Source organism: Faecalibacterium sp. AM43-5AT (assembly GCF_003603345.1).
Taxonomy (GTDB): Bacteria; Bacillota; Clostridia; order Oscillospirales; family Ruminococcaceae; genus Faecalibacterium; species Faecalibacterium taiwanense.
In genome coordinates this window covers 262,698-286,172 of record NZ_QVGZ01000001.1, presented here as the reverse complement: position 1 = coordinate 286,172, position 23,475 = coordinate 262,698, and the positions used below count along the sequence as shown (strand labels likewise).

The 23,475-nt window shown below is 54.7% G+C and carries 24 protein-coding genes; 16 read left to right on the top strand and 8 right to left on the bottom strand.

What is annotated here, in order from left to right; translation table 11 throughout:
- The first annotated feature begins 13 nt into the window (after window positions 1-13).
- Genes yedF through yqeB form a run of 5 tightly spaced genes read left to right on the top strand, consistent with a single transcriptional unit; the run spans window position 14 to window position 3,883 of the window.
- The gene (gene yedF / locus DW937_RS01515; protein ID WP_347561873.1) at window positions 14-622 is read left to right on the top strand and encodes a sulfurtransferase-like selenium metabolism protein YedF; all 609 of its coding nucleotides are present in this window, start codon (window positions 14-16) and stop codon (window positions 620-622) included.
- Complete coding sequence (locus DW937_RS01510) at window positions 619-1,758, top strand: aminotransferase class V-fold PLP-dependent enzyme (RefSeq protein ID WP_120119887.1); 1,140 nt, start codon at window positions 619-621, stop codon at window positions 1,756-1,758. Before yedF ends, DW937_RS01510 begins: the two co-directional genes overlap by 4 nt.
- 1 nt (window position 1,759) lies before the next feature.
- The gene (locus tag DW937_RS01505) at window positions 1,760-1,990 is read left to right on the top strand and encodes a DUF3343 domain-containing protein (protein ID WP_097775510.1); all 231 of its coding nucleotides are present in this window, start codon (window positions 1,760-1,762) and stop codon (window positions 1,988-1,990) included.
- A gap of 25 nt (window positions 1,991-2,015) precedes the next feature.
- Window positions 2,016-3,071: an XdhC/CoxI family protein gene (locus DW937_RS01500; RefSeq protein WP_120119886.1), complete on the top strand. Its 1,056-nt coding sequence runs from the start codon at window positions 2,016-2,018 to the stop codon at window positions 3,069-3,071.
- A complete protein-coding gene (gene yqeB / locus DW937_RS01495; protein ID WP_120119885.1) occupies window positions 3,068-3,883 on the top strand; it encodes a selenium-dependent molybdenum cofactor biosynthesis protein YqeB in 816 nt (271 codons plus the stop codon). The genes DW937_RS01500 and yqeB overlap by 4 nt, the downstream gene beginning before the upstream one ends.
- A 73-nt stretch (window positions 3,884-3,956) precedes the next feature.
- Here the strand turns inward: yqeB and DW937_RS01490 are convergent, their stop codons facing one another.
- Window positions 3,957-4,151, bottom strand: coding sequence for a DUF3873 family protein (locus tag DW937_RS01490; protein WP_005942104.1), 195 nt, complete (start codon window positions 4,149-4,151; stop codon window positions 3,957-3,959).
- A gap of 352 nt (window positions 4,152-4,503) precedes the next feature.
- Here DW937_RS01490 and DW937_RS01485 point away from each other — a divergent pair, with 352 nt between their 5' ends.
- The 6 genes from DW937_RS01485 (at window position 4,504) to DW937_RS01460 (ending at window position 11,337) form a co-directional block, all read left to right on the top strand.
- Complete coding sequence (locus DW937_RS01485) at window positions 4,504-5,463, top strand: PhoH family protein (RefSeq protein ID WP_005942102.1); 960 nt, start codon at window positions 4,504-4,506, stop codon at window positions 5,461-5,463.
- 53 nt (window positions 5,464-5,516) lie between these two features.
- Complete coding sequence (gene ybeY / locus DW937_RS01480; RefSeq protein WP_097775507.1) at window positions 5,517-6,008, top strand: rRNA maturation RNase YbeY; 492 nt, start codon at window positions 5,517-5,519, stop codon at window positions 6,006-6,008.
- Between the two features lie 46 nt (window positions 6,009-6,054).
- Window positions 6,055-6,993: a GTPase Era gene (era, locus tag DW937_RS01475; protein ID WP_154255692.1), complete on the top strand. Its 939-nt coding sequence runs from the start codon at window positions 6,055-6,057 to the stop codon at window positions 6,991-6,993.
- Window positions 6,994-7,187: 194 nt separating this feature from the next.
- Window positions 7,188-7,934, top strand: coding sequence for a DNA repair protein RecO (recO, locus tag DW937_RS01470; protein ID WP_120119884.1), 747 nt, complete (start codon window positions 7,188-7,190; stop codon window positions 7,932-7,934).
- A 15-nt stretch (window positions 7,935-7,949) separates the two neighbouring features.
- Window positions 7,950-10,361: an endonuclease MutS2 gene (locus DW937_RS01465; RefSeq protein ID WP_120119883.1), complete on the top strand. Its 2,412-nt coding sequence runs from the start codon at window positions 7,950-7,952 to the stop codon at window positions 10,359-10,361.
- A 109-nt stretch (window positions 10,362-10,470) separates the two neighbouring features.
- Complete coding sequence (locus DW937_RS01460; RefSeq protein WP_243111399.1) at window positions 10,471-11,337, top strand: N-acetylmuramoyl-L-alanine amidase; 867 nt, start codon at window positions 10,471-10,473, stop codon at window positions 11,335-11,337.
- Window positions 11,338-11,934: 597 nt separating this feature from the next.
- On the opposite strand, the gene DW937_RS01455 is transcribed toward DW937_RS01460, so the two are convergent.
- From DW937_RS01455 to queA, 7 genes are all read right to left on the bottom strand, one after another.
- The gene (locus DW937_RS01455; RefSeq protein WP_120119882.1) at window positions 11,935-13,140 is read right to left on the bottom strand and encodes a tyrosine-type recombinase/integrase; all 1,206 of its coding nucleotides are present in this window, start codon (window positions 13,138-13,140) and stop codon (window positions 11,935-11,937) included.
- An 11-nt stretch (window positions 13,141-13,151) separates the two neighbouring features.
- Window positions 13,152-14,564 carry a DNA repair protein RadA gene (gene radA, locus DW937_RS01450; RefSeq protein ID WP_120119881.1) on the bottom strand — a complete coding sequence of 471 codons (1,413 nt, stop codon included), beginning with the start codon at window positions 14,562-14,564 and terminating at the stop codon, window positions 13,152-13,154.
- 84 nt (window positions 14,565-14,648) lie between these two features.
- Entirely contained in the window at window positions 14,649-15,389 is a 741-nt protein-coding gene (locus DW937_RS01445; RefSeq protein ID WP_120119880.1) for a hypothetical protein, read from the bottom strand.
- A gap of 25 nt (window positions 15,390-15,414) precedes the next feature.
- The gene (locus DW937_RS01440) at window positions 15,415-15,810 is read right to left on the bottom strand and encodes a TIGR04086 family membrane protein (RefSeq protein ID WP_120119879.1); all 396 of its coding nucleotides are present in this window, start codon (window positions 15,808-15,810) and stop codon (window positions 15,415-15,417) included.
- A 75-nt stretch (window positions 15,811-15,885) separates the two neighbouring features.
- Entirely contained in the window at window positions 15,886-16,197 is a 312-nt protein-coding gene (yajC, locus tag DW937_RS01435; RefSeq protein ID WP_005942086.1) for a preprotein translocase subunit YajC, read from the bottom strand.
- Window positions 16,198-16,270: 73 nt separating this feature from the next.
- Window positions 16,271-17,416 (bottom strand): tRNA guanosine(34) transglycosylase Tgt, encoded by a 1,146-nt coding sequence (tgt, locus tag DW937_RS01430; protein ID WP_005942084.1) that lies wholly within the window; start codon window positions 17,414-17,416, stop codon window positions 16,271-16,273.
- A 97-nt stretch (window positions 17,417-17,513) separates the two neighbouring features.
- Entirely contained in the window at window positions 17,514-18,542 is a 1,029-nt protein-coding gene (gene queA / locus DW937_RS01425; RefSeq protein ID WP_120119878.1) for a tRNA preQ1(34) S-adenosylmethionine ribosyltransferase-isomerase QueA, read from the bottom strand.
- Window positions 18,543-18,712: 170 nt separating this feature from the next.
- Here queA and asd point away from each other — a divergent pair, with 170 nt between their 5' ends.
- From asd to DW937_RS01400, 5 genes are all read left to right on the top strand, one after another.
- Window positions 18,713-19,795 (top strand): aspartate-semialdehyde dehydrogenase, encoded by a 1,083-nt coding sequence (gene asd / locus DW937_RS01420; RefSeq protein ID WP_097777790.1) that lies wholly within the window; start codon window positions 18,713-18,715, stop codon window positions 19,793-19,795.
- A gap of 41 nt (window positions 19,796-19,836) precedes the next feature.
- On the top strand, window positions 19,837-20,730 hold the full coding sequence (gene dapA / locus DW937_RS01415; protein ID WP_118527234.1) for a 4-hydroxy-tetrahydrodipicolinate synthase: 894 nt from the start codon (window positions 19,837-19,839) through the stop codon (window positions 20,728-20,730).
- 90 nt (window positions 20,731-20,820) lie between these two features.
- Window positions 20,821-21,579 (top strand): 4-hydroxy-tetrahydrodipicolinate reductase, encoded by a 759-nt coding sequence (gene dapB, locus DW937_RS01410; RefSeq protein WP_120119877.1) that lies wholly within the window; start codon window positions 20,821-20,823, stop codon window positions 21,577-21,579.
- Window positions 21,580-21,633: 54 nt separating this feature from the next.
- A complete protein-coding gene (locus DW937_RS01405; RefSeq protein WP_243111398.1) occupies window positions 21,634-22,941 on the top strand; it encodes a CapA family protein in 1,308 nt (435 codons plus the stop codon).
- 51 nt (window positions 22,942-22,992) lie between these two features.
- Window positions 22,993-23,460: an ACT domain-containing protein gene (locus tag DW937_RS01400; protein WP_005942068.1), complete on the top strand. Its 468-nt coding sequence runs from the start codon at window positions 22,993-22,995 to the stop codon at window positions 23,458-23,460.
- Window positions 23,461-23,475 lie beyond the last annotated feature (15 nt).

The following is a 23,475-nucleotide window of genomic DNA, read 5'->3' as shown; positions in this document are numbered from 1 at the left end:
GAGGCCTACAATTATGATGCTGAAAGTTGATGCCCGTGGCGACGCATGCCCGCTGCCCGTTGTAAAAGCCAAAAAGGCGATCTCTGAACTGCAGGGTGCCGGTGAGGTGGAAGTGCTGGTGGATAATGAGATCGCCGTGCAGAACCTTACCAAAATGGCCCAGCAGAAAGGTTATCGGTACAGCGCCGAAAAGCTGGCCGAGCGGGAATACCGCGTGCTCTTCACAGTCGGCGAAGCGTCCGAAACACCCACTGAAGAAGCACCGGCCTGTGCACCGGACACCCGCACAGACACGGTGGTTGCCATCAGCTCTGATAAAATGGGCATTGGCGCAGATGACCTTGGCAAGTCCCTGCTCAAGGCATTTGTGTTCGCACTTACCCAGCAGGATCAGCTGCCCAAAACAGTGCTGTTCTATAACGGCGGCGCGTCCCTGACCTGTGAGGGTTCGCCCATGCTGGATGATCTGAAGGCACTGGAAGCACAGGGCGTGGAGATCATGACCTGCGGCACCTGCCTGAATTTCTATGGCCTGACCGAAAAGCTTGCTGTTGGCAATGTGACCAACATGTACACTATCGTGGAAAAACTGACGCAGGCCGGTAACGTGGTGAAACCGTGATCTATCTGGATAACGCTGCCACGACCCTGCGCAAGCCGCCGCAGGTGGAGCAGGCTGTGCTGGACGCAATGCGCACGGCAGGCAATCCGGGACGGGGCGCCCATGAGCCCACGCTGCACGCAAGCCGTCTTGTTTATGCTGCGCGGTGCGCAATGGCAAAGCTCCTCCACGCACCAGACCCGTCCTGCATTGCCTTTGCGGCAAATGCAACGGAGGCTTTGAACATTGCATTGGGTGGTCTTTTTGCACCGGGCGATCATATCATCACAACGGTATGTGAGCATAACTCTGTTCTGCGGCCGCTCTACCGACTGCGGGAACAGGGCTTGCAGTTCAGTTTTGCGGGCGTGGATGAGCGCGGACGGCTGCAATATGATGACTGGGATAAGCTGGTTCAGCCCAATACAAAAGCGCTGGTCGTAACAGGTGCTTCCAATGTGACCGGCAACGGAACGGATCTTGCAAAAGCAGCGGCTTTTGCGCACCGGCACGGCCTGCTGCTGATCGTGGATGCGGCCCAGACGGCGGGTTCACAGCCCATTGACGTACAGGCACTGGGCATTGATGTGCTATGCTTCACCGGGCATAAGGCGCTGCTTGGCCCGCAGGGAACAGGCGGCTTGTATGTGCGTCCGGGGCTTTCCATCCGGCCATTGGTAGTGGGAGGCAGCGGCGTACACAGCTTTGATGAACAGCATCCCGCACAGATGCCCACCGCTCTGGAAGCCGGGACGCTCAATGTTCCGGGTCTGGCGGGTCTGTGTGCCGGTGTAGAATGGATTCTGGCTCAGGGTGTGGAAACGCTGTGTGCAAAAGAAACTGCACTGGCGGCGCTCTTTTATAAAAACATTCGAGATCTGCCGAACGTGAAGATCTACGGCGACCCGGAAATGGCGCTGCACGCTCCCATTATCTCGCTCAACATCGGAGACGAAGATTCAGCCCGCATTGCAGATATTCTGTGGGAGGACTACAGCATCTGTGTGCGTGCCGGTGCGCACTGTGCACCGCTGATGCATAAAGCGCTGGGCACGGTGGAGCAGGGCGTGGTACGGTTCAGCTTTTCGCATTTCAATACGGAAGCCGAAGTGCTTCAGACCGCAGCCGCTGTTCAGGAGCTTGCACAGGAGATCTGATATGCGCATCAAAAAAACTTATATTGTTCTTTCGTTCCGCACAACGCTGGATGCCATGGAATGGGAAAAGCAGTGCCTTGCGGAGAAGGTTCCGGGCAGGCTCATCCCACTGCCGCGCGAGATCTCCGCAGGCTGCGGCCTTGCTTGGCGGATGCTGCCGGAAGAATTTGAGCAGTGGCAGAACCGGCTGGACCCGGCACGTTACGATCAGGCCGCAGCAGTAGAACAGTAACAAAGATAAAACAGGAGAATGACGCATGGGTAAAATGCCGCTTTATACAATGCTGCAAAAAGCCCGTTCTGCGGGCGGCTGGACGATGGTGGCCCAGTTAGAGGGCGATGCCGCGGGGAGCCAGCTGCTTTTGCGGGAGGGCAGGCCTGTGTGGCAGAGGGGAGACAGCACCGTACTGCTGCAGCACCTGACAGAACTGCAGGGCTGCACAGCAGCTGGTATCCACTCTGTTGCAGGCACAGACATCTTTGCGGAGCGCTTTGGCGCGGTGCCGCAGCTGGTAGTCTGCGGCGGCGGACATGTGGCTGCAGCTGTTGTGCAGCTTGCAAAGCTGCTGGGCCTGACGGTCCTTGCAATGGATGACCGCGAGGAATATGCACAGCAGCTGCGGCTGGCCGGAGCCGATAAAGTGCTCTGCCTGCCGTTTGATAAAGCGCTTGCGCAGGTACCTGACGGCGCAGAGACTTATTTTGTGGTCGTCACCCGGGCACATGCATTTGATGTGGACTGCCTGAAGGTGATATTAAAAAAGCCTGCAGCCTATGTTGGCATGATGGGAAGCCGCGGGCGTGCCGCACTGGTGCGCCGTCAACTTCTGGAAGCCGGTATCGATGCCGAAAGAGTGGAGGCGTTGTACGCCCCCATCGGGCTTTCCATCGGCTCACAGACGGCAGAGGAGATCGCACTTTCCATTCTGGCACAGATCGTATCGATCAAGAATGCGCGTCCGCAGACGGAGGGCTTTTCATCTGCCCTTCTGGAAGCCATGGCTCAGACAGATGCCGCCGGGCAGCAGGCGGTGCTTGCCGTGATTGCGGCGCGGCACGGCTCTACGCCGCGGGAAATTGGCGCAAAAATGCTGGTTCGCACAGACGGCTCTATTGTGGGCAGCGTGGGCGGCGGTATTATGGAGCACCGCACCATTCTGGCTGCACAGGAAATGCTGACGGGAGCTGCTCCGGCGTATCAACGGCTGCATTTTTCGGCAGACGGCAAAAATGATGATGCAGCAATTGCTGCCTGCGGTGGGTCTATGGAGATCGTATTGACTCGACTCCAGCCCGGAGAGGAGATCAAATGAAGAAGGATGCACTGATCCTTGTGCGCGGCGGCGGCGACCTTGCTACCGGCACCATTCACCGGCTGTGGAGCGCAGGCCTGCGTGTGCTGGTGCTGGAAGCGGAGCATCCGGCGGCGATCCGGCGGCAGGTTTCTCTGTGCGAAGCCGTTTATGAAGGTGAGACCGCCGTTGAAGGTCTGCGTGCGGTACGGATCGAAACTCTGGCGCAGGCAGAAGAAGTCTGGAAACAGAATGCTGTTCCTGTTCTGGTAGACCCGCAAGGCAAAAGCATTGCGCCGGCAAAGCCGGATGTCCTTGTGGATGCGATCCTTGCCAAAAAGAATCTTGGCACAACACGGGATATGGCACCCCTGACCATTGCACTCGGCCCCGGTTTCACGGCCGGGCAGGATGTGGATGTGGTGGTGGAGACCAAACGCGGCCACCGGCTGGGACGCATCATTCGGGAAGGCAGCGCCATCCCCGATACCGGCATTCCCGGAATCATTGGCGGCTACGGCAAAGAGCGCGTGATCCATGCCAGCACGGCCGGTATATTTATGGATCTCCGCAAAATTGGTGATATTGTGGAAGCGGGTGAGACCATTGCGCAGATCCGCACGGCAGATGGTGCCATGATCTCTGTGACCACGCAGATCACGGGCATTCTGCGCGGGCTTCTGCGCAGCAGCTATCCGGTAACGCCCGGTTTTAAGGTGGCCGATATAGACCCCCGCAAAGAGGAACTTTCCAACTGTTTTCTCATTTCGGATAAGGCCCGCTGCATAGCGGGCAGTGTGCTGGAACTTGTCTGCGCTCAACTGTGGAAATAAACCTGTAAAAAGCAAAAACCTCCGCTTCCCGGCGGCAGTACCGACAGGGAAGCGGAGGTTTCTATTTTTCATTTCAGTTGCGGTAGCAGCGGTCCTGACCTACCAGCCAGTCCTCACACAGGCGCTGGGCTTCCTCCAAACTGCGGCTCTCGCAGTCGAAGAATGCACCGTGCATCGAGCGATAGGAGTAGTGAACTCTCGGAATACCGTTGCCATCCTTGAAGCGTTCGCAGCGTTCTTCACCGGGCATCAGAAAAAGTTGTTCCATGGTTCCTTCTCCTTTGATTTCAGCATTCCGGAGCGGCTGGCCGGATGCAAGCCGCACAACGTTTGCTATTGTAGCACGCAGGGGAGAAGTTTGCTATTGCCTTTTTGTCCAAAGATATGTTTTGTTTTTCTCTGTGGTTGTGACACAAAAGGACTTGACAAGATCATTCGTACAGGATGCGTTCCTGTTCCTGCATTTTCCTTTTTGCTGCCGCTTTGCATGGGCAGCTGCCTTGCCGTATGGAAAAACCGATGGAACGGATGAAAATATTTTGTGCACTTTTCACAGTTTTCTTCTCGAGATTTTGGTGGTACAATAGAAGCATTAAAATATATCCTTTCAGGAGGAGCACATGGCAGAAAAGAATATTGAACTGGATAGTGTAGAGGTCGCCGCAGCTGTTTTTGGCAACTGCGACCGGAACATCCGTCTGCTGGAGAACGAGTTTTCTGTTACGGCGGTCTGCCGGGGCACGCAGCTGCGGCTTTCAGGCGAACCGGCCAATGTTGCCGCGGCCAGCCGCGCTGTGGAGGGAATGCTGCTTCTGATCGAGAATCATACACCGCTGGAAGACCAGACCGTGCGCTACTGCATCAGTCTGGCGCACGATGGAGCAGAAAAGCGGGTCAAGGAACTGACCGAAGATTTTGTTACCGTAACGGTCAAGGGACGGCCGATCCGGCCCAAAACACTGGGCCAGAAGGAATATCTCAATGCCATCCGCACCAATGCCATTACCTTTGGCGTTGGCCCGGCGGGTACCGGCAAGACCTATCTGGCCGTTGCCATGGCGGTAAAGGCTTTTAAAGCCAAGGATGTTTCCCGTATCGTGCTCACCCGCCCGGCAGTGGAAGCGGGTGAAAAGCTGGGCTTTCTGCCTGGTGATCTGCAGCAGAAGGTAGACCCTTATCTGCGCCCGCTGTATGACGGCCTGTTTGATATGCTGGGTGCCGAAACTTACGAGCGCCTTGTGGAAAAGCAGATCATTGAGGTTGCACCGCTTGCCTATATGCGCGGACGCACGCTGGATGATTCCTTTATCATTCTGGACGAGGCACAGAACACCACACCGGAGCAGATGAAAATGTTCCTCACACGTATGGGTGTCGGCTCCAAGGTGGTGGTTACCGGTGATGTGACCCAGATCGATCTGCCGGAACGCACCCGCAGCGGTCTTGTGGATGCACTGCACGTGCTTAAAAATGTAAATGGGATTGCACAGTGCTATTTTACTGAGAAGGATGTTGTGCGCCACCGTCTAGTGCAGGAAATTATCAAGGCTTACGAAAAGGCTGCACACCCTGAAAAATAAAATCACCAGAATTTATATAAAGCCATCAAAAACAGAAAGGAGTGGACTGATTTATGTCCAATAAAGTTTTGATCACCAATTCACAGAAGGCCGTCAAGGTTCCTTCCGGTCTGCGCATTCTCATCCGCCGTGCCTGTAATGCCGTGCTGGAATATGAGCATTTTGAAGCTCCTGCAGAGATCAGCGTGACCTTTGTGGATAACGCCGCCATTGCTGAGCTGAACAACCAGTACCGCAACAAGCCCATGCCCACCGATGTGCTGAGCTTCCCTTTGGGGGTGGACGGCAAATATGATGTTGACGAGAACAACGGCTGCAAAATGCTGGGTGACATCGTCATCAGTATGGAGCGTGCACAGGAGCAGGCAAACCTCTACGGCCATCCGCTGCAGCGTGAGGTGGCGTTCCTGACGGTGCACTCCATGCTGCACCTGCTGGGCTACGACCACGAAAATGGCGGTTTGGAAGCCATGCGGATGCGTGAGAAAGAGGAAGCTGTTCTGCTGCAGCTGGGCCTGCCGCGCACTGTAAGTTATACCGAGTAATAGATTCACCGTGCGGTTGCCGCACAATACAGACAGGAGCTAGATTTTGAGTAACGCTACACCCATTCAGGGGCATTATGATACTTCTTCCGTTTTTGTGGCTGTCATTGGCCGTCCCAATGTTGGCAAATCCAGTCTGACCAACCTTCTGGTTGGCGAAAAGGTAGCCATCGTCACTTCCAAGCCGCAGACCACCCGCACCCGCATTACCGGCGTGATCACCCGCGGGCCGCTGCAGTATGTGCTGCTGGATACACCCGGTGTGCACAAGGCACGCAACAAACTGGGTAAACGGATGGATAAGACTGCCAGCGATTCCATTGCAGATGTGGATGTTTCCATGATGCTGTTTGAGCCTTACGGCGCACTGAATGAATCGGAAATGGTGCTGGTGGATATGCTGCGCAGCAGCGGCGGCCCGGCAATTGCAGTCATCAACAAGACCGACCTTGTCAAGGAGCCTGCTGATCTGGAAGCCCGCAAAGAAGAGCTGAAGGCATTGGGTGTATTCGACGATATCTACACCATCAGCGTCCGTGATAACGACGGCTGCGAAGTGCTGTTCGATGCTTTGAGCCGCTATGCTGTGGAAGGCCCGCATTATTTTGATGATGATGCCTACACGGATATGCCGGAAAAGGAGCTTGTGGCGGAGGTCATCCGTGAAAAGGCCCTGCTGTTCATGCGCGACGAAATCCCCCATGGCATTGCTGTTGTGGTGGAGCGCTTCAAAGAGCGCCCGGGCACCGACCTGATCGATATTGATGTAAATATCTACTGCGAGCGCGAAAGCCACAAGGGCATGGTCATTGGAAAAGGCGGCGCAATGCTGAAAAAAATTGCCAGTGCTGCTCGTGCAGACTGCGAAGAGTTTTTGGGCTGCCGCGTCAATCTGCAGTGCTGGGTAAAGGTAAAATCCGATTGGCGCGATAACGAGTTCCTGCTGAACAACTTTGGCTTCAAGCAGAACACCAATAACCGCTGACACTTGCCAAAGCAGGACAGAATTCCCTTGGATGAACGGTTAAAATAAACCTGACACTATCCGTAACAGGGAAGAGGTGCTGCAAATGGATGCACAAGCAAGCTGGCAGGCGTTTGCCTGCACGGGAAACATTCTTCGTTATCTCGATTATAAACAACAGCGGCCGGAAGAAACCCCGGCAGAGGACCAAGAAAATGGAAGCCTTTGTAACCACGGGTCTGGTGCTGAAGGAGACCCGCTATAAGGAATCGGACCGCATTCTGACGATCCTGACACCGGAACTGGGCGTGATCTCGGCGGCAGCGCAGAGCAGTCTGCGGCTGAAGAGCAAGCTGTTCAGCGCGTGCGGGCTGTTCTGCTACTCCGAGTTCACATTGGTGCCGGGCCGCAACATGTACACTGTGCGGGAAGCGGAAGTGAAAAATGTCTTTCACGGCATCTCGTCCAGCATTGAGGGCATGAGCCTTGCCATGTATATGGCTGAAATGGCAATGACCCTTTCGCCCACCGGGCAGGAGGCACAGCGGGAGCTTCGGCTGCTGCTCAACTGTTTCTATATGATCAGCGAGAGCAAAACGGACCTGCGGGTGATCAAGGCCGTGTTTGAACTGCGCACCATGAGCGAGTGCGGCTTTATGCCGCAGATCGTGTGCTGCCGCGATTGCAGCGCCTATGACGGTGCTGTGTTCTATCTGGATGTGCAGGAAGGCCACCTGCTCTGTGCAGACTGCGCCGCAAAAGCAGGAAAGACCTGCAACCTTGATCAGGGCGCACTGTATGCGCTGCGGCACATCTGCCTTGTGGACGACAAAAAAATATTTGCATTCAAAATTTCTGTGGGCAGTCTGGAAAAGCTTTCCGCAGTGGCAGAGCGCTATGCACTGACCCACCTGGACAAGCCTTTGAAAAGCTATGACTTTTTAAAGACCCTGCTGCCCTGAGCATAAAGGAAACCTATGGAAACAAGTTACTTAAAAACTCTGGAACTGGATAAGATCATCGCCCGTGCCGCAGAGGGCTGCGTGTGCAAGGAAGCGCGCGAAATGCTGCTTGCCACTCAGCCGCAGTGCGACCCGGACGAGGTGCGCTATGCGCTGGAACAGACCGATGCCATCAACACTCTGCTGATCAAAAACGGCTCCCCGCGCTTTGGCGGCGTGGAGAATGTCAGTCAGCTGGCGGCCCGCGCCGTAAAAGGCGGCGTACTTTCAATGGGCGAGCTGTTGATGGTGGCTGGTGCACTGCGCAATTTTCAGAATCTTTCAAGCTGGTATGGTGCTTCGGAGCACGACGCTCTGCCTACAGACGATCTGTTCTATGCGCTGGCACCGCAGCCGGGCTTGGAACAGCAGATCTCCAGCGCCATTCTGGCACCGGATGCCATGGCAGACACGGCTTCTCATACCTTGAACGATCTGCGCAAAAAGATCCGCGCAACGGAGAACAGCATCCGTGACCGTCTGGAGAGCATGGTCCGCAATATGGATACCTCCAAGTATCTACAGGAAAGCGTGGTTTCCATGCGCAATGGCCGGTATGTTGTGCCGGTCAAGAGCGAATACCGCGGTGAGGTGAGCGGCATTATTCATGATGTTTCGTCTACCGGAGCCACCGTCTTTGTGGAGCCGCAGGCCGTTGTGGAAGCCAATGCCCGCATTTTGCAGTACCGTGCGCAGGAAGCGCAGGAGATCGAGCGCATTCTGGTGGCCTTTACCGCACAGGTGGCTGCCATTGAGCCGCAGTTCCAGTACAGCTACAAGGCTATGCTGGAGATCGATGTTCTGCTGGCAAAGGCACGGCTGGCTTTGGATTTCAAGGCATTCAAGCCTGCTGTCCGCACCGACGATTCCTTCTCGCTGATCCGTGCGCGCCACCCGCTGATCGATCCTAAAAAGTGCGTGCCTGTGGATATTGCTCTGGGCAGGGATTACGATTCGCTGATCATCACCGGACCGAACACCGGTGGCAAAACCGTCACCTTGAAAACAGCGGGCCTGCTGTGCGCCATGGCGCAGTGCGGCTTCCTGATCCCGGCTGACGAGCGCAGTGAGATCTGCGTATTTGACGAATTTCTGGTGGATATCGGCGATGAACAGAGCATTGAGCAGAGCCTTTCCACCTTCTCCGGCCATATGAAAAAAATCACCGGCATTCTGGAGCTTGCCATGCCGCACACACTGGTGCTGCTGGACGAGCTTGGTGCCGGTACCGACCCCGCCGAAGGTGCTGCGCTGGCTGTGGCCATCATTGAAGAGCTGCGCCGCCGCGGCGTGCTGCTGATGGCCACCACTCACTACGCTGAGCTGAAGGTGTTTGCTCTGGAAACCAAGGGCGTTGTCAATGCCAGCTGTGAGTTTGATCTGGAAACGCTGCGCCCGACCTATAAGCTGAGCGTCGGCGTGCCGGGCAAATCCAATGCGTTCCTCATCAGCGAAAAGCTGGGCATCCCGGAGCGCGTGATCGAAGCGGCACAGCAGCATCTTTCTGCAGAGGATAAGCGTCTGGATGCCGTTCTGGGGCAGCTGGATGATCTGAAGCTGCAGCTGAAGGAAAGCCAGAACGAGGTGGAAGAGCTGAAAAATGAAGCTTCCCACCAGCTGGAAGCCGCGCAGAAAAAGCGTGATGAGCTGATCCGTCAGGGCGAAAATGAACTGGAAGCTGCCCGTGCCAAGGCTCGTGCGCTGGCACAGCAGGTGGAAAGTCAGGCTTACGCCCTGACTGATGAACTGCGTCAGCTGCAGAAGGACGAGCGCATGAGCACCCAGCAGAAAGCTCAGCGCGCCCGCGAGATCGCCAAAAAAGAATCGGAAAAGCTATTTATCGGCTCCGAGGCTGTGCATAACCCCGTCAAGGAATTTGTGCCGCTGAAAGAGGTCAAGGTAGGGCAGGAGGTCTGCATTGCAGAGCTGAACCAGCTGGCCACCGTATTAGCCCTGCCGGATAAAAACGGCGATGTTCTGGTGCGTGCAGGCATCATCAAGACCAAAGTTCCGCTCAAGGGCTTGAAACAGCCGGAAAAGCTGGTCAAGGAAAAGAAACCGCAGACTAAAGCACAGCAGCGTTATTCCCGCCTGACCGGCGATGCCAACCGCCCGAACGGCAGGGTAGAGAGGGTACAGCGTTCCGCCAAGATGGAATGCAATCTGCTGGGCCTGACGGTGGACGAAGCGCTGCCGGAGGTGGATTCCTTTATCGACCGTGCCATCCTGAACGGACAGACAGTGGTTTATCTGATCCACGGCAATGGCACCGGTGCGCTGCGCACAGCTATCCACAAGCATCTGCGCGGCAACCGCATGGTCAAAAGCTTCCGCCTGGGCCGTTATGGCGAGGGTGAAAGCGGCGTGACCGTGGTAGAGCTGAAATAAAGAAAAAGCTATCCGAAGGATTTTTCGGGTAGCTTTTTCTCACATTGAAGGAATTTGCAGAGCAGGATCGTATTCTATAAAGAATACTAGTATAAGGATGTAAGCCAAAATGGCAAAACGATATTCCAAAGCCGCGCACTCAAAAAGACGAAAACAGACTTCTCATGTGCTCAAAAATACGGTCATTCTGCTTTTTTGCGCAGTGGGCATCTGGTTTGGCAGCTCACTCTGGCATGCAGCGCTGACTCTGCAGACAGTTCAGCCAGCGGAAAGCATCGCCGGTGAAGAATTCCGTCCGCAGGTCGGTGATCCGCCTTACCGCGTGGTGATCGATGCTGGGCACGGTGGAGCAGACCCGGGTGCAAGGGGAGTGATCGAAGAAAAAGATATGACCGCAGCAACCGCCTCGGAACTGATCCGGCTGCTGCAGCAGGACTCTAATTTTATTCCGCTGCAGACCCGTGACAGCTTTGATGAAACCACTACACCCGCCCAGCGTGCCGCCAGAGCGGACGAACAGGCACCGCAGCTGCTGCTTTCCATCCACGGCAACTCAGCTGCAAATGGCTCCACTGCATCCGGCTTTGAGTGCTATCCGGCAGTGCCGGGCCGGACTTGGCATCAGGAAAGCTTTTACTTTGCGCAGCTGCTTGCCAAAGGAATGCAGGCTGCAGGAGCATCTCTGCGTGGGCGCGGGGGAGTCCGATACATTTATTATCTGGAAAACGATCAGAAGCAACTGGTGGAAAGCACCCACACCGAGGTGCGTGCAGAGCGAAGCTTTACGTTGCTGGAAGATGTAAATTGTCCGGCAGTGCTGGCAGAGCAATGCTTTGTAACGAATGAAGCAGATGTTGCACAGTTCGGCAGCGAAGAAGGTTGTAAAAAAACAGCCCGCGTTTATTACGAAGCGATCTGTGCATACTTTGGCACACAGCCGCAGGCCGAGCAGCTTGCCGGGTTCACTTTAAATTAAAAAGTATCAGCATAGCATCACCAAGGGAGAAGAAGCGATAACATTCTGAACCCAACACCATACAGCCATCAGTATTTTAAGACCGCTGAACTCATAACCAGAAGAGAAGGGCGGTCTTATTTTTCAATTACATGATTTTCGTATAATGCACGTTATGCGAAATATAGGGAAGTGAAAAATCTCTATTTTCCTGAATCTGGCCTTTTTCCGCGACCTACGGATCTGCAGCCATCTGTAATACCGTATGATTCAACTTTTGCTTTTTTATATTTTTGTGTCTCATTTGTATTTTGGTGCTACAATCTTTTTATGGACTTACAAATTACAAAGCTGCACAGTCTGCCGCTGCCATGCGCGCTTGCATTTTATTTTTCCAGATTCTCTTTTTATGTCGCTATAAGTTCTGTGGTCATTCTGATCTTTTTATTTTTCTGTGAACGACCATTTGCTCGTACGATTTCAAATCGCTGGCCAGATCACAGCTTATCATTCCATTATTTATATAAATATATCTATAAAAATACCGCCGATGACATATCCACACTTTGGACGCGTCACAGACGGTATCGTTCCATTTTATGGGTATTCTTATGTGGTTCAGGAATTTCCGTTTTCAGCGTTCGCATCAGGCTTCATTGCAAGCACGGAAGCATCCAGTCCGATGCCATCCTGAGCCGCACCCTCAAAGGCTTTCATGGGCGCAGACGAAAGTTCCTCATCCAGAGCTGAATCCTCTGCTGGCTCCCCTGTTTCCTTTTCTGTTGTATCCAAGATGTGAGAAGATGCTTTGGGCTTTTTAACCTTGCCCAGCGGGTTTTCTTCAATAGCCGCGCGCACCTGAAATTCCTGTAGGTGCGTATAAATTTGTGTGGTAGACACGTTGCTGTGGCCCAAAAGCTGCTTGAGTGTAAGGATATCTACATTGCCGGTCTGATACATCAGAGTTGCGGCAGTGTGGCGCAGCTTATGTGTGGAAAAGCCTTTTAATCCGGCTGCTTTCATTGCACCGGTCACTAGCTGTTCTACCCTGCGGTTCGAGATACGCTCTTTGCGCCGTCGGGTAATAAAGACCGCCTTTTCCTGCGGCAGAAGCCCCTCCATCGTATTGCGTTTGCCCAGATACAGCCGCAATGCTTCCATGCAGGCATCATTCAGATAAACCATGCGCTCCTTGTGGCCCTTGCCAAACAGGCGTATCTGGCGGTTTTCCAAATCAATGTCGTCCAGATTCATGCCGACAAGCTCTGCCAGACGCATTCCACAGTTCAAAAACAGCGTCACCATGCAATAATCCCGCTCCGGAAAATCGCTTTGGGTCTGCGTGCTTTCCAATAACTCCATGGACTGCTCCGCCGTCAGATATTTGGGCAGTACCTTATCCTGTTTGGGTGGGTGGATGGCCGCAGTCGGATCTGCATCCAGCCGGTTGACCTGATTGACCAGGTAATCATAAAAGCCGTGCAGGCTTGCCAGCCGCCGGGCCGTTGAGGACTTTTTGTTGCCGCACTCGCGGTTTAAAAAGTACAGATATTCGTAGATATCCTCCTTTGTTACGGAGGCCCAGAATGCGGTGTCCAGCCCTTTGGGGTCGATATCCTTCATCTCACTGTCTTCGGGCACAAGCCCACGGCGGCGCTTCATAAAACGGCTGAATCCGCGCAGATCACAGTAGTAGCTGAACGCCGTGTTTGCGCTTTTGCCCGCGATCACTTCCAGATAGCGGACGTATTCTACAATGTCCGGTGCAGCATCATCGAAGGGCTTGTGCTTGCCGGGATTTTTCTCGTCCAGATAGATCGACATTGTTTTTCCTCTTATAAGCGGTCAGATTTCAGGGCATTGATCGCATCGGTAATATAAGCCGCGCCGATCAGCTGCATTCCAGGATAATCTGCCGGGCTCAGATGATTCAGGCTGTGCTTCGGGATCACCGCACGTTCAAAGCCGATACGCTCTGCCTCATGCAGGCGCTGTTCCAGATTGGGTACGCTGCGCACTTCACCGCCAAGGCCGACCTCGCCAATGGCGATCAGCTTATCGCTGACGGGCCTGTCCAGCAGCGAGGAGACCATACTCAAGCAGACAGAAAGATCACAGGCAGTATCACGCAGCGCAATGCCGCCCACGATGTTGATATATACATCCAGGTTGCCAAAGAAATACCCTGCACGCTTTTCCAGCACAGCGATCAGCAGATTCATGCGGTTGTAGTCGTAGCCGCTGCAGGCACGGCGCGGCGCTGGAAAATTGGTTTTGGTTGCAAGGGCCTGAATTTCGCTCAAAATGGGACGGCTGCCCTCCATGGTACAGGCCACACAGTTGCCGGAAACGCCAAGAGGACGGCCTTCCAGCAGCATCTGTGAAGGGTTTTCGATCTCAGCAAGGCCCTGCCCCGTCATATCAAACATGCCCAGCTCATTGGTAGAGCCATAACGGTTCTTGGCCGCACGCAGGATGCGGTACGGCAGCATTTTATCGCCCTCAAAGTAAAGCACCGTATCCACGATATGCTCCATGACTTTGGGGCCTGCAATGGCACCGTCCTTGTTCACATGGCCCACAATGAACATGGGGATCTCCTGCTTTTTGGCCACGGCCAGCAGGCGGGCCGCACTTTCCTTGACCTGACTTACCGTACCGGAGGAGGACGAGATATCCATGCAGCGCATCGTCTGGATGGAGTCGATGACCACGAGATCCGGCTTTTCTTTTTCGATCAGGCCGCAGATCTCGTCCACATCATTCTCCGCTGCCAGAAAGATGTTATCCTGCGGCACTTTCAGCCGGGCAGCGCGCAGCTTGACCTGCCGCACCGATTCCTCGCCAGTGATATACAAAACGCTGTGCTGGTTGGAAATGGCACCGCACAGCTGCAGAAGCATAGTAGATTTGCCCACACCCGGCTCACCGCTCAAAAGCACAACGCCGCCCAGCACAATGCCGCCGCCAAGTACACGGTCCAGCTCCGAAATGCCGGTCAGAATACGGCTTTTTTCTTCGGTCATGCTGATTTCAGAAAGGCGTTTTGCGGTCAGGGTGGTCACCCCCTCCGGGCGGACGGCTGCCGCCTGTTTGGCTGCGGCAGTACCTGATTTGGGGGCTTCCGCTACAACGTCCTCGTTCATCGTGTTCCAGCTGCCACAGCTTGGGCAGCGGCCCATCCAGCGGGGGCTTGTCTCGCCGCAGTTGGAACACACATATACAGTTTTCAGTTTTGGTTCCTTCATCAAAAAAGCTCCTGTTACATTGTCTTGGTTCTATTATTCTCTATTGTAGCATATAACAAGCAAACCCGCAAGAAAAGCCCTTGTTCAAAGCCTGCTTCCAATGCTTGCAAGCGCTGCAGAAATGCCGCACAGCGGCACAAATAACGTCAGCGTCAGCAGATACTGCCGGATGAATCCATGTGGCCGGACGACCTCCCGGTCAGGCCCTGCTGCAAAAAAGGAACAGACGCGGATCTGGCTGCTCACCCGCAGAGAATCTGTGCCGAGCGTGCACAGCCCTGCAGAAGCAGCTGCCGCAGGCAGAAATGCAAGCAGCAGAAGCCACGTTTCTTTTTTCAGTGCCGTGTCGGAAAGCAGCTGCACAAACAGCGTCCCGTTTCCCAGCCCATAGAACATCGTAAACAAAAAAATCAAAACCGGCCCCAGTGTGGAAAAGCCCATCAGGAACAGAAGGGTCGCGGCCGCAGCCAGCGTAAGATATTCCGTTCCGAAAAGGCTGGCCGCAGTATGTGGATCTGCAGCGGCAAACAGGCCGCGCCAGCTTTGCAGGTAATATTGCAGCCAGTCCGGCTGCTGCTTTTCGCAGAAAGCCAGAAGCACACCAGCTGAGCCAGAGCCGATCAGAAAGGCACAGACGAGCAGCCAGCAGGTTTTCTGCCGAGTTTTCGTGTTATGTCTCTGCAGCGGTGAAGGCACTTCCGGTGCAGAGCGTTCTGGCGGCAGTGTTTTCTGCGGCTGCGGCAGAAGCACAGCTTCACCTGTGGGAAGCTGCTGCGCAGCTTCTGGCAAGTGCGCTGGCATTCCGGTTTGCTGATAGACCCACATGATCGAACCTCCTTGTTTTATTTGTTCAGCTGCGGCGCTTTTTCTCCCGAGTCACCATGCCCAGCAATCCGCCAATACTGCCGCACAGGATCACCACAGCAAACCGCAGCAGCGGCGGCTCTTCCGTAAGCGTACCGGAAGGAACGCTGAGCACCACGAGCAATGCCGCATAAAACAGGCCCTGTACAAGCCCGTACAGCAGGCCGCGTTCCTTTTTGCAAAATGCAGCGATCCAACCGCTGCAAAGGCTCCCTGCACCAACGGCTGCTGTTGCCAGCGGCGGTGCGGCGGCACCAGAATAACCCTGTGCTGTCATCAGCGCTGCCATTGCGGCCAGCCAGCCCGCTGTGACCATAACGCCGACTGCCCCCGCCAGCAGAAGAACCCGGAGTTCCGCCGGGAAAAGTTTTTTCTCAGACATAAAAACGCGCCTCCCTGCCAGTAATCTATGCAGGAAGACGCGTTTGATATGCTCTTAATTGTTTGAAGAAAAAGCTTACTTCTTGTCAGCCTTGTCCATGTTCAGCTTTTCAACAGCGGAAATTGCAGTCTTGGTGAAGCGGATCTTCACACGGTCAGCACCGGTCTCCAGAACAAAGGTATCGTCCTTGATTGCAACAACACGGCCAATGACACCGCCAATGGTGGTGACCTGATCGCCGATCTCTAGGCTGCTGCGCATTGCGGCATCCTTCTTCTCCTGCTTCTTCTGGGGACGATAGATCATGAAGTACAGCAGAACCAGCATCAGAGCCAGTGTGAAGAACAGGCTGATGTAGCCTTCGGAAGTGGTAGTCAGAAATTGCATGGGGCAAAATCTCCTCTCAAAATTCAGATAAGCTTATTATACCTTTTTAAACGACCTGTTGCAAGTCTTATTCTCAAATTCGGGTATCCAGAAGCTTTACATATTTATCGTGGAAAGCCGTGAAGGTGCCTGCATCCAGCTCATCCCGAATGCGCTCCATCAGATGGTTATAGAACCACAGGTTGTGCATGACGGCAAGGCGCATTCCCAAAATCTCCTCCGCTTTGAACAGGTGGCGGATATAGGCGCGGGAATAGCTGCGGCAGACCGGACAGCCACAGGCAGGATCAATAGGGCGTTCATCGCGCTCATACTTTGCATTCTTGATGTTGATGATACCGCCCCAGGTGTTCAAGTGGCCGTGGCGTGCATTACGGCTGGGCATCACGCAGTCAAACAGATCCACGCCGCGGGAAACTGCCTCAATGATATTGCCGGGGGTGCCAACGCCCATCAGGTAGCGGATCTTATCCTTGGGCATGTGGGGCTCCACCTGACTGATCATTTCATACATCACCTCGGTGGGCTCGCCCACAGCCAGACCGCCGATGGCGTAACCGTCCAGATCGAGGTCTGCAATCTGCTTCATGTGCTCCACACGCAGATCAGCAAAGGTGCAGCCCTGATTGATGCCAAACAGCAGCTGATCGGGATTCACGGAAATGCCCTCGTGCTTCAGGCGGGCCATTTCAATCTTACAGCGTTTCAACCAGCGGGTCGTGCGTTCACAGCTGGCCTTGGAGTAATCGTGCTGTGCGGGGTTCTCTACGCACTCGTCAAAGGCCATGGCGATGGTAGAGCCAAGGTTTGCCTGGATCTGCATGCTCTCTTCCGGTCCCATAAAGATGCGGTGGCCGTCCAGATGGGAGGCAAAGGTCACGCCCTCTTCGGTGATCTTGCGCAGCTTGGCCAGACTGAATACCTGAAATCCACCGCTGTCGGTCAGAATGGGGCCGTTCCAGCGGGTAAATTTGTGCAGACCGCCCATATCGGCTACCAGCTTGTCGCCGGGGCGCAGATGCAGGTGGTAGGTGTTGCACAGCATGACCTGTGCGCCAATGTCTTTCAGGTCCTGAGCAGACAACCCGCCCTTGATGGCACCGGCGGTAGCCACGTTCTGAAAAGCGGGCGTCTGCACCGTGCCGTGCACGGTCTTGAACTCGCCCCGCCGGGCGTCGTGTTCCTGCTTGAGCAGCTTATAGGTCGTCAAAGAAGGCATAGTTTTTGTTCCTTTCTGTGCACGGAAAACAGCCGTGCGATCTTCATGAAAAAGCCCGGGATCAGGCTCATCAACAACAGAATAGTGGGAAAAATAATCAAAGAATCAGCATCGCATCGCCAAAAGAGAAGAATCTATAACGTTCCTCTACAGCCACCTTATAGGCTGCCATGGTCTTTTCGTAGCCATACAGGGCCGACACCAGCATGATAAGGGTGCTTTCCGGCAGGTGGAAGTTGGTGATCAGGCCGTCGATGCAGTTGAACTTCACGCCTGGATACAGGAAGATAGAAGTGTTGCCGCTGCAGGCGCGGATCTCGCCGTACTTTGCGGCAACGGCTTCCAGCGTGCGGCAGCTGGTAGTGCCCACTGCGATCACACGGTGACCGGCAGCCTTGGTATCGCGGATCATCTGCGCCGTTTTTTCGTCGATGCAGTACCATTCGCTGTGCATTTTGTGATCCGTGATCTCGTCCTCCTGTACAGGGCGGAAGGTGCCCAGACCCACATGCAGAGTCACTTCGGCAATGTTCACGCCTTTGGCGCGGATGGTATCCATCAGTTCCGGGGTGAAGTGCAGGCCAGCCGTGGGCGCTGCGGCGCTGCCAAGCTCCTTGGCATAGACGGTCTGGTACTGGCTCTGATCCTCCAGCTGCTTGGTGATATAGGGCGGCAGAGGCATTTTGCCAAATTCGTCCAGCTTTTCATAAAGGGTCTCGGTATCGTAATAGAATGTAACGTACTTGTTGCCGTCCTCCATGGTCTCGTCCACCACAGCAGTCAGGGAGCCATCGCCAAAGCTCACCTTCGTGCCGGGCTGCATCCGCTTGCCGGGCTTTGCAAGGCATTCCCACTGGTCGCCTTTGACCTGACGCAGCAAAAGCAGCTCACACACAGCACCGGTGGGCTGCTTGACGCCCACAATGCGGGCGGGCAGGACCTTGGAATTGTTTACCACCAGCAGGTCGCCCGGCTCTAAAAATTCCGGCAGATCGTGGAAGATCTTGTGCTGGATGCTGTCGTCTTTCTGGCTCAGCACCATCAGCCGTGCAGAGTCTCTGGGGTCAGCCGGCTCCTGTGCAATGAGTTCTTTGGGTAAATCATACCAAAAATCTTTTTTTAACATAGCGTGCAATTTGCCTTTCCGATGATTGACACGGACACCGTATCAATGATATCATAAAATCTGTATAAACAGTATCTATTATATTGCATCGCTGTCCGGTTTGCAAGCCGTGAATCTATGTAATAGAAATATTTATTGAGTTCGCTTTCACGAAAGGAAAGGTGCTGGAAATGGAAAAACAGTATAAAGTGGGTATCGTAGGTGCGACTGGTATGGTCGGTCAGCGTTTTGTGACGCTGCTGGAAAATCACCCCTGGTTCAAGCTGACCGTTCTGGCCGCATCCGGCCGCAGCGCCGGCAAGACCTATGAGGAAGCTGTCGGTCCCCGCTGGGCCATGACCTCCCCCATGCCGGAAAGTGTCAAGAAGATGGTAGTTTTGGATGCATCCAAGGTGGAAGAGGTTGCTTCTCAGGTGGATTTTATCTTCTGTGCAGTCAACATGCCCAAGGATGAGATCAAGGCTCTGGAAGAGGCCTATGCAAAGGCTGAGTGCCCGGTGGTGTCCAACAACAGTGCAAACCGCTTTACCCCGGATGTGCCCATGGTGGTGCCCGAGATCAACGCCGACCACATCGAGATCATCCCCGCACAGCGCAAGCGTCTGGGCACCAAGCGCGGCTTTATTGCCGTCAAGTCCAACTGCAGCCTGCAGAGCTATGTTCCCGCCCTGCACCCGTTGATGAAGGATTTTGGCGTCAGCAAGGCTCTGGTGTGCACCTATCAGGCCATTTCCGGTGCAGGTAAGACCTTTGACCGTATGCCCGAGATCGTGGACAACGTGATCCCCTACATCGGCGGCGAGGAAGAAAAGAGCGAGCGCGAGCCGCTCAAGCTGTGGGGCCACATTGAGGGCGACCATATCGTGAACGCCGAAAAGCCGGTGATCACCGCACAGTGCTTCCGCGTGCCTGTCTCCGACGGCCACACCGCTGCCGTGTTTGTAAGCTTTGAGAAGAAGCCCACCCAGGAGCAGATTTTGGAGGCATGGGCAAACTTCCGCGGTCCCGCGCAGGAGCTTGACCTGCCCAGCGCACCCAAGCAGTTCCTGCATTACTTCACCGAGCCGGATCGCCCGCAGCCCAAGCTGGACCGCAACACCGAGAACGGCATGGCTGTGTGCATCGGCCGCCTGCGCGAGGACACCCTGTTTGATTACAAGTTTGCCTGCATGAGCCACAACACCCTGCGCGGTGCTGCAGGCGGCGGCGTTCTGCTGGCAGAGCTGCTGGCCGCAAAGGGCTATTTCGACTAAGTATATTTTGCGCAAAAGCGCATACAAAGGAGTTTTAGGCTATGAAGAATCCTGTCTTTACCGGCGCGGGTGTTGCCATTATCACCCCGATGTACGAGGACGGAAGCATCAACTTTGACGAGCTGGGCCGCATTATTGAGGATCAGATCGCGCACCATACCGATGCCATCATCATCTGCGGCACCACCGGCGAGTGCTCTACTATGACCGATGAGGAGCAGCTTGCCGCCATCAAGTATACGGTGGATGTTGTCAACCACCGCGTGCCCGTCATTGCAGGCGCTGGCTCCAACGATACCGACCACGGCTGCGCACTGGCCGCAAAGTCTGCCGAATGCGGCGCAGACGCTCTGCTGATGGTGACTCCCTATTACAACAAGACCACGCAGGCTGGTCTGGTTGCTCACTTTACCGCCATGGCTGAGGCCGGAGGCATCCCGGTGATCATGTACAACGTGCCTTCCCGCACCGGCCTGAACATTGCCCCGGAGACTGCTCTGGAACTGAGCAAGCATCCTCTGATCAACGGCATCAAGGAAGCTTCCGGCAACATCTCTCAGGTAGCCAAGATTGCACAGCTGTGCGGCGACGAGCTGAACATTTATTCCGGCAACGACGATCAGGTGGTTCCCCTGCTGGCTCTGGGCGGCAAGGGCGTGATTAGCGTCGTGTCCAATGTCAAGCCGGAGCTGGTGCACAACTGCTGCAAGGCATTCTTTGACGGCGATACCGCAAAGGCCCGTGAGCTGCAGCTGGAAATGCTGCCGCTGGCAGATGCTTTGTTCTGTGAAGTGAACCCCATTCCGGTGAAGTACGCCATGAATGTGCTGGGCTGGGAAGCTGGCGAGTGCCGTCTACCTCTGGTAGAGCCGAGCGAGGCACACAAGGAGTATATTGAAAAGGCTCTGCGTGCAGAGGGTCTTATTACAGAATAAGTTTTTGGCTGCAAAATGCCCGGCGGAGCGCTCTGTCCGGGCATTTTGCGATATGCCGATATGCAAAACGGGCAGGAAAGGATAAAAATTATGACGGATATTGTGATTCAGGGCATCGGCGGCCGCATGGGCCATGTGCTGTGTGATATGATCGCACAGCGCGAGGACTGCCGCGTGATTGCAGGCATCGACATAAAGGATGGCGAACAGAACGACATCCCTGTGTATGACAGCCTGGAAAAGCTGGACGGCAAGGGCGATGTGATCATCGATTTCAGCTCTCCGGCCGCTGTGGAAAAGGCTCTGCCCTACTGTGAAGCTCACAAGCTGCCCATCGTGGTGTGCACCACCGGCCTTTCGGAAGAGCTGCAGCTCAAGGTGGTGCAGCTATCCCGCACGGTGCCGGTGTTCAAGAGCGCTAATATGTCCATGGGCATCAATGTGCTGTCGGAGCTGTGCAAGCGCGCTTCGGCTATTCTGGGTGTGAACTACGATGTTGAGATCGTGGAGCAGCACCACCACAACAAGCTGGATGCACCCAGCGGCACCGCTCTGATGCTGGCCGATGCCATCAATGAGCAAAACAATGGCGAATATCACTATGTGTATGATCGTTCTTCTGTCCGCCAGAAGCGCGACCCGAAGGAAATTGGTATCAGTTCCGTGCGCGGCGGCAGCATCGTGGGTGATCATGAAGTGCTGTTCTGCGGCCCGGACGAGGTGATCACCCTCAAGCACACCGCTTACTCCCGCAATATTTTTGCAAACGGCGCTGTGAATGCAGCAGTTTACCTTGCAAAAAAGGAGCCGGGCCTGTACAATATGGGTGATATGATCGCTGCACTTTAAAAAGCCTGATTGCTCTGCTTTTGGCAGAAACATGGTGGAAGGATGTGGACGCGGATGAGCAAACAATCCCCGCAGCAGCACCGGCGCAGACCGACTGCAAAACGCCGCGCCAGAAGGCAGGCTTTCTGGACAGCCGGAGCGGTGCTGATCGTATTTCTGTTCTGCCTGCCTTTGCTGCCAAAGTTCTTTCTGCAGGAAAGCATACCGACTGCAGAACCGGTGAGCACGGAAAGTTCTTCTGCAGGTTCTGCCACTGTATCACAGCCGGAAGAAGCAGAGCCTGCGCCAGAGCCGGAACCGCAGCCGCTGGTTCAGATTGTCCGCTTTTCTGCAACAGGAGATAATCTGATCCATGCTCCCATTTATAAGCAGGCGCAGCGCCGCGCTTCCGGGGAGGAAGCTTACAGTTTCGATTACTGTTACGAACATATTGCGCCTTTTTATGCACAGCATGATGTGAACTGGATCAATCAGGAAACGCTCTGCACGGATGAATTGGAGCCATCCACCTACCCATGCTTTTCTACGCCGGGCGATTGCGCCCGTGCGCTTTATCGGGCGGGTGTGCGGGTGTTCAGCCTGTCCAATAACCACACCTACGATAAAGGCGCTTCCGGCATTGCCGCTACCCTGCGCTTCTGGGGCAGTATGCCGGAGGATGTAGTGACCACCGGTTTGTGGAAGGGCAAAGAGGACTACGGTCATATCCCGCTGCAGACTGTCAATGGTGTAACGATCGCATATCTTTCCTACACAGAGCATACCAATGGCATCCCGCAGAACAGCTCCATGCAGGCCAATGTGATCTATACCAGCCAGACCGATGTGATCGAGCAGCAGGTAAAAGCGGCACGTCAGCTTGCAAATTTTGTGGTGGTGGGTGTGCACTGGGGCGTGGAAAACAGTCATACCGTTGTGGATGCGCAGCGTGCATTGGCACAAAGCCTTGCGGATTGGGGTGCAGACTTGATCATTGGCACCCACCCGCATGTGCTGCAAAATGCACAGTGGCTGACTGCAGCAGACGGCAGGCAGGTGTTCACGGCCTATTCTCTGGGCAATTTTATCAGCACGCAGGAAAAGCCCGATCAGCTGATCGGCGCAATTTTATCGGTTCAGCTTGAAAAAACGACCGAACTGGACGGCACCGTCCGTTGCAGCGTGCTCTCCCCCAGACTTCTGCCGACGGTGACCCACTATGATGCAGGCAAATCCAATGTGCGTACCTATCTGTTCCGCGATTATACCGAAGCCCTTACAAAGGCCCACGGAGTACGGCAGGCGTATCCGGATTTCAGCCTGGAAATGATTCAGTCCATTGCCCGGGAAAATATCGACCCGGAGCTTTTGCAGCTTACCTGAATAAATTTTGTATCGTTGAAGCCCGCCTTTCGGGCAGAATGGAGGATCTTTATGTACGGAGTATCGAAGATCAATATTGAGCCGAGTCTCATGATGATCAGTGTGCAGGATGTAGAGTTCAAGGGCAACAGCCTGGCACGTTACCTGCAGATCTTTGCAGATAACGGCGTGGTCGTAGATATGATCAGCCAGAGTGCGCCCCATGGCACCACCATTGATTTCAGCTTTACCGCTTCCAGCAGTGATCTTCCGCTGGTGATGAAGGCTATTTCCGTTGCAAATCTGGACAAGGATGCCAAGGCTTCTCCGCTGATCAGCGTGGGTTATTCCAAGCTGAACCTGTTTGGTGAAGAAATGGTCACCAGCTGCGGCGTAGCTGCCCGTGCACTGAATTCTCTGGCAATGGCCGACATTGAAGTACTGCTTATCACCACCAGCGATCTGGATATTTCCCTGCTGGTCCACGCAGAGAATGAGGATGCAGCTTACGAAGCATTGAAGAAGGCTTACGAGCTGTAAATTCTGCAAGCAAGC

What these genes read in the sequence shown, in the direction of transcription:
- yedF (WP_347561873.1), top strand. Translation starts at nt 14, where the DNA reads ATGATGCTGAAAGTTGATGCCCGTGGCGACGCATGCCCGCTGCCCGTT.
- DW937_RS01505 (WP_097775510.1), top strand. Translation starts at nt 1,760, where the DNA reads ATGCGCATCAAAAAAACTTATATTGTTCTTTCGTTCCGCACAACGCTG.
- DW937_RS01500 (WP_120119886.1), top strand. Translation starts at nt 2,016, where the DNA reads ATGGGTAAAATGCCGCTTTATACAATGCTGCAAAAAGCCCGTTCTGCG.
- yqeB (WP_120119885.1), top strand. Translation starts at nt 3,068, where the DNA reads ATGAAGAAGGATGCACTGATCCTTGTGCGCGGCGGCGGCGACCTTGCT.
- DW937_RS01490 (WP_005942104.1), bottom strand. Translation starts at nt 4,151, where the DNA reads ATGGAACAACTTTTTCTGATGCCCGGTGAAGAACGCTGCGAACGCTTC.
- DW937_RS01485 (WP_005942102.1), top strand. Translation starts at nt 4,504, where the DNA reads ATGGCAGAAAAGAATATTGAACTGGATAGTGTAGAGGTCGCCGCAGCT.
- ybeY (WP_097775507.1), top strand. Translation starts at nt 5,517, where the DNA reads ATGTCCAATAAAGTTTTGATCACCAATTCACAGAAGGCCGTCAAGGTT.
- recO (WP_120119884.1), top strand. Translation starts at nt 7,188, where the DNA reads ATGGAAGCCTTTGTAACCACGGGTCTGGTGCTGAAGGAGACCCGCTAT.
- DW937_RS01465 (WP_120119883.1), top strand. Translation starts at nt 7,950, where the DNA reads ATGGAAACAAGTTACTTAAAAACTCTGGAACTGGATAAGATCATCGCC.
- DW937_RS01460 (WP_243111399.1), top strand. Translation starts at nt 10,471, where the DNA reads ATGGCAAAACGATATTCCAAAGCCGCGCACTCAAAAAGACGAAAACAG.
- DW937_RS01455 (WP_120119882.1), bottom strand. Translation starts at nt 13,140, where the DNA reads ATGTCGATCTATCTGGACGAGAAAAATCCCGGCAAGCACAAGCCCTTC.
- radA (WP_120119881.1), bottom strand. Translation starts at nt 14,564, where the DNA reads ATGAAGGAACCAAAACTGAAAACTGTATATGTGTGTTCCAACTGCGGC.
- DW937_RS01445 (WP_120119880.1), bottom strand. Translation starts at nt 15,389, where the DNA reads ATGTGGGTCTATCAGCAAACCGGAATGCCAGCGCACTTGCCAGAAGCT.
- DW937_RS01440 (WP_120119879.1), bottom strand. Translation starts at nt 15,810, where the DNA reads ATGTCTGAGAAAAAACTTTTCCCGGCGGAACTCCGGGTTCTTCTGCTG.
- yajC (WP_005942086.1), bottom strand. Translation starts at nt 16,197, where the DNA reads ATGCAATTTCTGACTACCACTTCCGAAGGCTACATCAGCCTGTTCTTC.
- tgt (WP_005942084.1), bottom strand. Translation starts at nt 17,416, where the DNA reads ATGCCTTCTTTGACGACCTATAAGCTGCTCAAGCAGGAACACGACGCC.
- queA (WP_120119878.1), bottom strand. Translation starts at nt 18,542, where the DNA reads ATGTTAAAAAAAGATTTTTGGTATGATTTACCCAAAGAACTCATTGCA.
- asd (WP_097777790.1), top strand. Translation starts at nt 18,713, where the DNA reads ATGGAAAAACAGTATAAAGTGGGTATCGTAGGTGCGACTGGTATGGTC.
- dapA (WP_118527234.1), top strand. Translation starts at nt 19,837, where the DNA reads ATGAAGAATCCTGTCTTTACCGGCGCGGGTGTTGCCATTATCACCCCG.
- dapB (WP_120119877.1), top strand. Translation starts at nt 20,821, where the DNA reads ATGACGGATATTGTGATTCAGGGCATCGGCGGCCGCATGGGCCATGTG.
- DW937_RS01405 (WP_243111398.1), top strand. Translation starts at nt 21,634, where the DNA reads ATGAGCAAACAATCCCCGCAGCAGCACCGGCGCAGACCGACTGCAAAA.
- DW937_RS01400 (WP_005942068.1), top strand. Translation starts at nt 22,993, where the DNA reads ATGTACGGAGTATCGAAGATCAATATTGAGCCGAGTCTCATGATGATC.